We start from the raw sequence: 4,852 nt of genomic DNA, 5'->3' as shown, positions 1-4,852 counted from the left end.
CCAGCGTTCGTTCTGAGCCAGGATCAAACTCTCAAGTTGAAAAGCTATTGCTAGCTTATCCTTGACGTCGAACCTCTGCACATCGACCTGTATCCCTTACTGAAAGATACAAGCCATTCTCTGTTTGTTGTGCTTGAGACTACAAAGTAGTCGAAAGCCNTCCAAACAGTGAAGCTGACACTCTATCATCGGCCGAAGCCTAAGAGCGCGATATACAGACGTTGATCCATCGAATGAACCAAACCGCCCACATATCTCTTCAGATATCAAATTTTCAAACAACGTTGAGACAAAAGAAACTGAGATGCGCCCTAACTTCTTGGCGCGCCCCGCCCTAATACCTCGAATTTTTATCCGCTTTCCGAACCGAACCTAGCGTCTCCGCTCCCGTCCGCCCCGTCTGGCGCCCCGCCGCTGCATCTCTGCGCCGCCGGTAGAGGGGGTTCTAAGGCGAGTGACAGAAACCCGCAAGCAGAAAGTTGAGAAAAGTGTGGGTTTCAGGGAACCTTTCGGTAAGGCCCTGAAATCTCGTGCTATTTAGGGACTTTGAAGCAGTAGTTAGGCTCACCGGAAAGCCCGAAGTTGATGTATTCGAGACCTGTTGCGGCTGAGGTGGAGTGAATCGCCTTTAATCCCAAGAAAGTCAGAGTCGGATTCCCTGTGAATCAGGGCGACACCGCGAAAGCCAGCCTGGCGGCTCCGTTCCAACGGCAGGTGTAGTGCGAAGGAAAAGGTGACAGATACAGGCGTTCCAAACCGGAAGAGCCAAGATGAGCCCGGAAGATGCCGGACAGCTTAAACGCTTTAAAATATAGGGAATCGTGCGGATGGGAGGCTGGTTGTGGCAAATCGGCACTGCCAATTAAGCTTCGCACCCATTCTCGCGTAATCAGTATAGCGCGAAGACGGCATCATAAAAGCAAGGGTTTTTCGAATTTAAGGTGGGACGCACAACTGGGCTATCGCCAAAAACGTCCCACCTCGTTGAAACCCCTTTTAAACATGGGTTCAACATCTTTCATCGCAAGATCGGCTATGAACGAGGTGGGACGTTTTCGGCAGTGCAGTTCCCGCTCAATCCAAGACATCTATTAGGACGATTGTACGCTGATGGGGTCAGTTACCATGGCAACTTCGCTTGCCGATCGGCAAGCGTGCCCTCGACGGTTCCAACCGTCTTCAGGTAGGCTCGTGTCATCAGCTTCGGTGCTTCAGGATGATCACTGGCATGAATAAGATAGAATGATCTCTTTTTGCCGGTATCAGTCTGAAAGATGGGAAACGCATTGACGTGCTTGTACCCGAGTTCGGCTTTGAAACGAGCGGCCACTTGATCAACCATCCCAACTTGCGTCAGATTTTTCAGAGACTTCCATTCTGGCCCGCCCCACCATTGATCAATCTCTGCAATCCGCTCTGACGTTTTAGATTGAGTAAGTGATCGATGCAGCCATGAAGCCCCAAGGAAATACATGAGCTCAATTTTTGTCCGGCCACCTCGATTAGCCAAGGCTTGCACGGTCGACCAATGGCATTCGGTGTTGCGCTGATCCAATAGAGCAAAGATAGCAGCCCGCGGCGTAAATCGGTCGCTTTTCAATATGTCATGGACAATCTCATTGAAGTCTCCTTCGTGAACGAAGACCCTCCTTGAACGTGGTTCCCGGTGATGCTCTGCCTTTAAAGTTCTCAGCTGCTTCACCCCGGCAGGGTCAATATCGCAAAGCCAGAAGTTCCTGATCCGTTTTGGTTCAATCTCTAAGACACGTCGAGCGGTCCAAGCGTCTTCATGCTCTCGGCTTTGCGGGGCTGCAAAGCCGTCGATATACATGCCACCATGCGTGACGCGTTGAAAATTAGACAGGTATTCAGCTATCAGCTTGCTCTTCGAGTTTGTCTGACTGGGCGGGGGGCCGATACCCCTTTCAGGAATCCGTCCACCATCGAAGACGAACACGCTCTTCGGGGCCTTCCCACCTAACAAATCAACGGGGAAGAGTTCTGACTGCTTAGAACTCAGGTCACGGCCCTCTTGGGCAATTGATCCCACTCCTGACCGTCCAGCTTCCGACCGGCAAGCTTTTTGCCGATGCGGATCATTTCTGTACCGTCAGCAGCTTCTGCTGTAGCCGCGCGTTTTGCTGCCAGTAGGTTAATGCCGTCGCCTGGAGCCCAGTCCCCCCACTGCTTGAAATGGAAGGCGACTTCTTTCTCCATGCATTGGGCATGCAGATCGCGGAACCATAGAGGTGAAGCTGGGCGCGCTTTCGGGCCGCTTTCGCCACCGGTAATGACCCAGTCGATTGTAGAGCCAAGCCATTTCTGAAGATCAAGGGGGCCAAGTAACGGCTCGGCTGAGATGAAGCGGACCTTGGCGGGAATGCTCTTTAAGTATGGCAACAGCTCATCTGCTCGCGTCTGTAGCTCGACAGTTGTTCCAAGCCAAACGTTGTCGGGCCAAGTGTCTGTCCACCGCGCCAGACGGGCGACGTTCTGAGGGCGCTTCGTGAGAAGGAGCCAGTCCAGATTGGGCGTGGCTTCGATCAGATCAAACAGCCGATCTCGGGTTTCCAGCAGTTCTTTGCGGTCCTCGAATACATCGGCCATGGAGGCACAGAACACGCGTGGGCGTTCGGCTGCGCCTTCTGCGTCGCGGTTCCACTTCAACGGCTGTCGCCAGTGGTTGTCGCTTAAAAAACGGCGCTCAGGTTTCGGACCCCAGACATTCTGACCGACGCGCTTGGCCCATGCCTCGGCATAGCAATGTTTGCAGGCCTCAGAAACCTTCGTACATCCCCACCACGGGTTGAACGTATGTGTCGTCCATTCGATCTTTGAATTCGCACCCATGATGTTCTCCTTTACGAAAGTTCTTGCATAGTTATCATTGGCTGGGAACCCGTCTTCAAGTGACAGTAAAGGACCTGCAATGCCCAAAATTGACCCGGACCCGATCGAGGAATTTGATTGCAAGGACCAGAACGGAAAACCTGTTATCGTGAGCAAGCACGCGATTCTCAGCGAGAGCAGTGCGCTGATTGGCGATAAGGTTCGCACGTCTAGTGCAAGCCATACTTTCCGGATGAATGGTCGCGAGGTCATCCAGATTGATGAGCAGACATTCAAGGTTCCGCAGACAGATCAGCTGTTGAAAATCCAGCCCTGATCGAAATCGAAAAGCATTGAAGCTGGTTGTAGCAACTGCCCAAACTGTTAGCTGTGCAGTGCCATATGATGTATGCATAATTCAGCATTATATGGGTTATCAGAGATGTTGGACGGCAATGTACAGCGGCATAAACTGCACGCAAAGTGGCAGCAATTTACAAACTACGTTGAAGATCAACGCCTTGCGGTCCTTGAGACGCGTATAGAGCGCAGAAAACGCATTCTAGCCGATGATATGGCGGAGCGCCGCAAGATCATGATGCGCGCGATCCGCCGGATGCGACGCGCTGAAGGCAAGACGTAGGTCGGCAGCCGCGCAGAACCTGCAGCTATGGACAGAATGTCCCAATTGCCCGAGAGCTACGCGCTCATTCAGCGGATAAGGTGAACAATGCCCGAAGGCATCCAAGCCCTCTTGGCCCTCCCCATCGACACGCTCGCACTGCTTGCGGGCGGATACCTAGCTTACCGCTTGGCATATACTGGCAGGGACAAGACGCACTCGACCATAGACATGCTGTTCATCGCAACGACGTTTGCGTTTGTCACGAGTGCTGGGAGGCTGATCGCAGCTACTTACCTTACGGGGCCTATTGTTTTGAACTTGGCCGGCATCGCTGTGGCCCTGCTAGCCGCGGCCGGTTGGCGTCGCTTCGGTTCCAAATGGACGCATAAAGCATTACGCGTAACGCGGATATCTCTGTCCGATAGGGAAACCACCGCATGGGATTCAATGCTGATTCAAGAGCATCACACGGCAGCTGCGATCTTGGTTAAGAAAACCGACGGCTCCATGCTGTTTTGTGACGATCTGCACGCATTCAAAGATGATCCCCATGGGCCATGTGTTTTAGGAGCAGATGGATCAGTCGCCATGTACGTGACCAGCTCGCAGCCGTCTTCGGGCGCAGATTGGGTTGATCACGAACTTCGAACTGAAGACGGCGCCGCGGTCATCACATATATCCCAGCGCAAAATATCTCCGAGATTCGCGTTTGGAAGAACCGCTAAGCTTTGGGCTTCTTAGACTTTGCCTGAAGCTTGGTAGCCGGCTGCTGCGATCTTGTGGAAGTGCCCTGCCCTGAATGAGGCTTCCGCAAACCGTCCCGACCGATTTTAGTCGTCTTTTCTGGCTCTTTTTTGTCCGACATCGGAGGCTCCTCAGTTCTTCGGGGGCTTGATGGGTTTCAGTTGGCCGGTTGTTGCCGGCTGAACCGAGCTTTGAACCCTTCTAAGACCGTCTCTGGGAACACCAGTAACTGTTCTAGGGGATGTCGATGACGGTTTTGGGGTGCTCCCCGAGGGTTTCTTGGCTGTTGATTGTCACTGAGAACTGACCCGGTAGCCCCATAAATTGTCACTGAGAATTGACCCATGTGAACACACTTCCCCGACGGTTTTGGTTGGGGGGATTTGGAGTGATCGACATGGGATTTTTGAGTGTCATTCGACGCTGGGCATTGCGTGACAAGATGCCAATCAGGGAGATTGCCCGGCGGACGGGTTTGTCTCGGAACACGATAAAGAAGTATCTGCGTGAAGGTGCGGTGGAACCGCAGTTCAAGACGCCCAAGCGTCCAAGCAAGCTGGATCCCTATTCGGATCGGCTGTCAGCCTGGCTTTTAATCCAGACGCGGAAGTCACGCAAAGAGCGGCGGACAGTGAAGCAAATGCATGCTGATC

Annotated in this window: 6 protein-coding genes; 4 read left to right on the top strand and 2 right to left on the bottom strand. The window is 53.0% G+C overall.

Annotation, left to right across the window (positions count from 1 at the left end):
* Window positions 1-1,120: 1,120 nt before the first annotated feature.
* Both tcmP and A3722_RS00285 read right to left on the bottom strand, forming a co-directional pair.
* On the bottom strand, window positions 1,121-1,957 hold the full coding sequence (gene tcmP / locus A3722_RS00290; protein ID WP_161487397.1) for a three-Cys-motif partner protein TcmP: 837 nt from the start codon (window positions 1,955-1,957) through the stop codon (window positions 1,121-1,123).
* 59 nt (window positions 1,958-2,016) lie between these two features.
* Window positions 2,017-2,850 (bottom strand): DUF5131 family protein, encoded by an 834-nt coding sequence (locus tag A3722_RS00285; protein ID WP_067626082.1) that lies wholly within the window; start codon window positions 2,848-2,850, stop codon window positions 2,017-2,019.
* A 79-nt stretch (window positions 2,851-2,929) separates the two neighbouring features.
* Here A3722_RS00285 and A3722_RS00280 point away from each other — a divergent pair, with 79 nt between their 5' ends.
* From A3722_RS00280 to A3722_RS22920, 4 genes are all read left to right on the top strand, one after another.
* A complete protein-coding gene (locus A3722_RS00280; protein ID WP_067626080.1) occupies window positions 2,930-3,166 on the top strand; it encodes a hypothetical protein in 237 nt (78 codons plus the stop codon).
* Window positions 3,167-3,271: 105 nt separating this feature from the next.
* The gene (locus tag A3722_RS00275) at window positions 3,272-3,472 is read left to right on the top strand and encodes a hypothetical protein (protein ID WP_067626079.1); all 201 of its coding nucleotides are present in this window, start codon (window positions 3,272-3,274) and stop codon (window positions 3,470-3,472) included.
* 87 nt (window positions 3,473-3,559) lie between these two features.
* The gene (locus A3722_RS00270; protein WP_067626077.1) at window positions 3,560-4,180 is read left to right on the top strand and encodes a hypothetical protein; all 621 of its coding nucleotides are present in this window, start codon (window positions 3,560-3,562) and stop codon (window positions 4,178-4,180) included.
* A gap of 416 nt (window positions 4,181-4,596) precedes the next feature.
* The coding region (locus tag A3722_RS22920) for a helix-turn-helix domain-containing protein (RefSeq protein WP_150120384.1) at window positions 4,597-4,852 on the top strand (256 nt) is incomplete at its 3' end.

It is taken from the genome of Sulfitobacter sp. HI0027 (genome assembly GCF_001634775.1).
Lineage (GTDB): Bacteria > Pseudomonadota > Alphaproteobacteria > Rhodobacterales > Rhodobacteraceae > Sulfitobacter.
This window is presented reverse-complemented; position numbering and strand designations above follow the sequence as displayed.